We start from the raw sequence: 4303 nt of genomic DNA, 5'->3' as shown, positions 1-4303 counted from the left end.
CAACATCGAAGTTGTCTATAAGCACATCCGGAAGAATGGCGCGTAGTAGCTTGGTCTGTTCCATATGGCAAAGGTACGACTTTATTCCTAACATACGGTGTTACCAACCGGAAAAATCCGCAGACCCAATATAGGCTTACCCGATAAACATTGTGGAATATTGATTACAACCAGTTAGGGAAGCCTTTACCTTTATCTTTTATTATGTTGTACACGGATAGCACACACGAATTTTTGAGCCATAAACGAACGTTGTGGGGAAAATCCGATTGAGAGAAAATTTGTGATGATGGAGGAAAGTTCTTTGGTTGGTAATTATGCGTCAAAATACACTTTTGGTTTATTTCAAGGTATTTTTTCTAACTCATTTCTTGCAAGGAAGGGTAAAAACATCTATCTTTGCAGTTAGATATTTAGCTTTGCAATAAACTATGGATATATTATACGGAACAAAAATAAACCAATTGCTTGCCAATACCGCACCGACAGGACTGTTGTTTGCTGACTGGCTAAAGAAGAAAGGATATTCTGTCCAACTGCAAAAGAAATACAGGGACTCTGGATGGCTGACAGCGATATGCAAAGGTGTGATGTACCGCACGGGTGGGCGTTTGAATGCTTATGATGCCATAGCGTCATATAACAAACAGATGGGTGGCACCCTCAGAGTGGCTGCAATGTCTGCCTTGGAATATACGGGGTTCAACCATTATGTACCAATGGGAAAGCCTGTTCTGATGGTGGCTGCACCAACGTTCAAGACACCATTATGGATGCAAAGTGATGTCTATGACGCTACCTTCCGGGTGTTTCACACAAATGCCTTCTCGTATACAGAGACAATAGAAAGAGTTATGGACAGTGGCACGTTATATGTTTCTTCTCCAGAACAAGCGTTCTTGGAGTGTCTAATCTTGGCTCCAAAGTCATACAGCTACATGGATCTGTACTATGTTATGGAGCAACTGACTACCCTACGTTCTGATGTTGTACAGCACTTGTTGGAAACTTTGGACAACAACAGAGTAAAGAGGATGTTTCTGTATATGGCTGAAAAGGCAGGTCATTTTTGGTTCGAAGAACTGCATCCCGAAAAGATAGATGTCGGGACTGGGAAAATCCAAGCTGCTACCAATGGTACATTTAATCGTAAATATAACATGACAATTCCAAAAGATTTAGAAGAATATGAGGGATAAGTACAAGAAGCAGGTCGCATTATTGATAAGAATTATGCCGTCTGTATATCGTATCAAGGAATTTGCCGTGCATGGTGGAACAGCCATAAATCTGTTCCATAAGAATTTGCCACGGTATTCAGTGGATATAGACCTTACCTATATTCCCATTCAAGATAGGACTACAAGTTTATGTACTATCAATGAAAGACTGCTTGAAGTCAAGAGGAACGTGGAAAGAACGATACCAGGCATTGTGGTCGTTCCCAAACCGAATGTATGGAAACTCCTATGCACATTAGGAGATGCAACCGTCAAGATAGAAGTGAATGGTACGAAACGAGGCATCATTGGTGATACAGTGGATATGTCATTGTGTGCCAAAGCCAAGGATGAGTTCAATATGGGCTGTAAGGCTCGAACAGTCTCTTTCACCCAATTATATGGCGGAAAAATCACTGCAGCTTTGAGTAGACAGCATCCTCGTGACCTGTTTGACTGTAAGTATATGGACATTAGCTCTTTTGAGGATGTTAAAGATGGCTTTATGCTGTGCCTCTTAGGAAGTGACAAACCTATCATCGAGTCATTGCAACCCAATGAGATAGACCAAACGGATGCTTTGGAGAAGCAGTTTGAGGGTATGTCAGACATAGCCTTTAGTTACGAGGACTATAAGCAAGCAAGATTGCAGTTGGTCAAATTGGTTCAAGAAAGCATGACCAAGGCAGACAAGGATTTCTTGCTTTCTTTTGAGGAAGGCTGCCCTGATTGGAGTCTGTGTAGTGCCGGTGATTTGTCCAAATATCCTTCTGTACAATGGAAATTGCTCAATATCAGAAATCTGAAGGAGCATAACATTCAAAAACATGAGCAGGGAATTAAAAAGTTGAAAGACTTCTTATTTCCCAAATAGATAGAGTCATCCCCAAGGAAGCCTTGTAGCTTACTTGCAAAGTTAGTGTTAAACACGAGGAATTTATCTTTATTCTAATTGTTTTATACTAACTTTGTACCAATAATAGGATATAACGCTACATCGTGCTACAAGACGCTACAAGTAGGCTACATATTTCAATGCCTATAAAAGTTATGTAACATCTTGAAAATCAATATTGCTACATGAAGATACAACTTTCAGAGTCATATTTGACTTATAAGCATTTGAATAATAATGGTAAGATAGTGGTCATGGTGTAGTATTATCCCCATTTCATAATGGCAATTCATAAACATAATACAAAGGCAATGAGATGATAAACAGAGAACAATGGCAACCGACTTGTTTGAAAGTAAGAAGCGAGTGTCGTAATGACATAATCTCCTCAAAGATTTGAGGGGTGGAGTAGAAAATAGAGTCGATAGATTTCTTAAAATAGTTAAATTGTGTAACAAAAGTCATTCATACACAGTGTTTTAAGACGTTTTGTCTTGCGCTAGTTCTGCGCCATTTTTCGTGCAAAATAAGCAAAAATACCTAAAGACGGCACTTGAATATCAACGAGTTACAGAAGATGGTAGAGTGGTATAAAATCCCTCTCTCTCCGCAAAGAGTTCAATGAGCAACATCGTTGAACTCTTTTTTTATGCTCTGAGCGGGCAGGCTTCTTTTATGGTTTTGATTGTAAACAGAATTCCGCCTTATGTTGTGGGACACTCGTTTATGTCGTTTTATACACTAACATCACCATTTCATACAAGCATACCTTCGTGCTCATTACCATTACAAAACAAAAGGCTATCTTTGCAACCAGATAATAACTATAATAAAAGCAATGAACAATATGCAGAAAATTATTAGAATAGTCTTGCCCTGGGCTTGCTTTGTACTCATAGTCTGGGTGTGTTACTTTAGAGGCTCCGATTACATCGATTGGAGATGGTTGGTAGGTGCTGTTGGCATTAGTGCTGTTTGTTATGCGATGTTGTATGTGAAACGACATAAGATGCTTAGCAAAATAGAAGAGCATCGCAATCAGTTGAAGCAATAGGCGGAAGAGGTTATTGCGCCCGAATTGGAGAATATAAAGGGTAATTGGCTGAAGAAGGACATTTTAAAACGTCGCATGATAAGGGAATATCTTGAAAAGAATACCGATTATTATGCTGATGTTGATGGCAATGACGCTATTAGGAAGGTGCAGGATTGGATATCTTCTCTGGAGTCGAGTATTTTCTTGCTTTTCTTGCCTTTTGGGGGAATAATCTTTTGGGGAATCGTTTTTATACTATTTGCATTATTACTTCATTGGTCGTTTCCAATCCAAATGGCTATATGTGGCGTAATGTCCGTTGTGGCAAGTGTCATTCTGATATGGCGTCGCAATTATGTGCTGGCTCCGATAGCCATTGGTCTTGCTGTAATGTTTCTTTATCCCAAATCGGTCATTAGGATTTCTCTGTGTCGTACGGCAAAGAGAAATCCTTTAATTTTTCCCATATAGATAAGAATGATTGTCGTGTTTTTAGTGATCTAGCCAAATATAGGATGTGCTTGTCTTTTGTTTTTCCCAGATAGGCTGGCGTCGATATCAACTCGTATCGGATAGTCTTCAGAAATTTCTTCTTGTTGGAATTGATCAGCGCATGTCTGAACAACGACATAAAGTTATATGCCATAACAATGAAATTCCCACATGCCTCTGTTGCCCAGAAGTTATTTGTGACAAAGTCATCGATGGAGAAATCATTCTTCAATTCTTTTATCCTATTCTCAGAATCCGCTCTTCCGCGATATGAGTCATATACAATCTTGGCCGGCAGGTCAAGGTCTGTTACAAAGCAGCTGTATCGGTATTTTCCGAAATCCTGCTCATCCTCAAAAAGCTCCAGTTGCTTGATTTGCTTTCCTGCAGCTTTGGGGCGCTTGTCTATTTCTTGCCTGACCATCACAATGCGTCTAGGCTTCTCCCAACCGTTTGCCTGATAGATGGTTTCGGATATTTCCAATCCGTCTGTTAGCTCTATCCATTTGCGTTCATGGGTGAGACTGTACTTTATACGATTGTTGAAACGGCAGGCAATGATATAGTGTAACCCTTTCATTTCCAGATAGTCAAGTATTTCCTTCGCAAAGAAACCGCTATCCATGCGGACCAGCCCGACACGTTTGCCCTCAAGTTTTG

The 4303-nt window shown here is 39.9% G+C and carries 3 protein-coding genes; 2 read left to right on the top strand and 1 reads right to left on the bottom strand.

Features of this window, described 5'->3' with window-relative positions:
* Positions 1-431 precede the first annotated feature (431 nt).
* Entirely contained in the window at positions 432-1199 is a 768-nt protein-coding gene (locus CIK87_RS12360) for a type IV toxin-antitoxin system AbiEi family antitoxin domain-containing protein (RefSeq protein WP_094387430.1), read from the top strand.
* Positions 1189-2094: a nucleotidyl transferase AbiEii/AbiGii toxin family protein gene (locus CIK87_RS12355; RefSeq protein ID WP_094387429.1), complete on the top strand. Its 906-nt coding sequence runs from the start codon at positions 1189-1191 to the stop codon at positions 2092-2094. Before CIK87_RS12360 ends, CIK87_RS12355 begins: the two co-directional genes overlap by 11 nt.
* A 1472-nt stretch (positions 2095-3566) precedes the next feature.
* Here the strand turns inward: CIK87_RS12355 and CIK87_RS12345 are convergent.
* A partial coding sequence (locus CIK87_RS12345) for a transposase (RefSeq protein WP_144008070.1) occupies positions 3567-4303 on the bottom strand: 737 nt, incomplete at its 5' end.

This window comes from Prevotella sp. P5-64, from assembly GCF_002251285.1.
Taxonomy (GTDB): Bacteria; Bacteroidota; Bacteroidia; order Bacteroidales; family Bacteroidaceae; genus Prevotella.
The sequence above is the reverse complement of the archived record's forward strand: the minus strand, read 5'-3'. Positions and strand labels throughout refer to the sequence as shown.